Raw genomic sequence first — 565 nt, forward strand, 5'->3', positions numbered from 1 at the left:
GACTACGCTATCATGGTCCATGGAGATGGGCAATTTCATCCAAAATATATATTACCAATTATCAGAAAAGTAGAACAACACGATAGTGCTGCTGTATGTGGATCAAGAATGATTCATAAAAGAAATGCACTTAGGGGAAATATGCCCATTTATAAATTTATAGGAAATATTTTTTTAACAAAATTGTTTAACATTGTTTATTCAACTAACTTCACTGACTGTCATACTGGATTATGGATTTATAATCTTAAATATGTAAAAAAAAATATAATATCAAGTTTAACCAATACCTTTAATTTTGATAACCAAATGAGAATAAATTTAGTTAAAAAAAAATTAGAAATAAAAGAAATCCCAATTAAAACAATTTATGGAAATGAAAGGTCATCAATTCATTTTATATATGCAATAAAATTTTTTTTTGAAACAATTTTAAAAAAATTTTTTTAATTAATCACAAGTCTTCAAATTACATCTAATTTACCTAATTCTGTTAATATTTTTACAATTTGATACCAGCACCTTTTAGAAAGGGAGCATTTTCGTCTAAAGGCCATCGTGGTTT

The 565-nt window shown here is 25.3% G+C and carries 1 protein-coding gene; it reads left to right on the forward strand.

Annotated elements, in window-relative coordinates:
• On the forward strand, window positions 1–450 hold a 450-nt coding region (locus AMN81_RS00025), incomplete at its 5' end, for a glycosyltransferase (RefSeq protein WP_143312045.1).
• Window positions 451–565 lie beyond the last annotated feature (115 nt).

It is taken from the genome of Candidatus Pelagibacter communis, from assembly GCF_001179845.1.
In the GTDB taxonomy this organism is placed as follows: domain Bacteria; phylum Pseudomonadota; class Alphaproteobacteria; order Pelagibacterales; family Pelagibacteraceae; genus Pelagibacter; species Pelagibacter ubique_Q.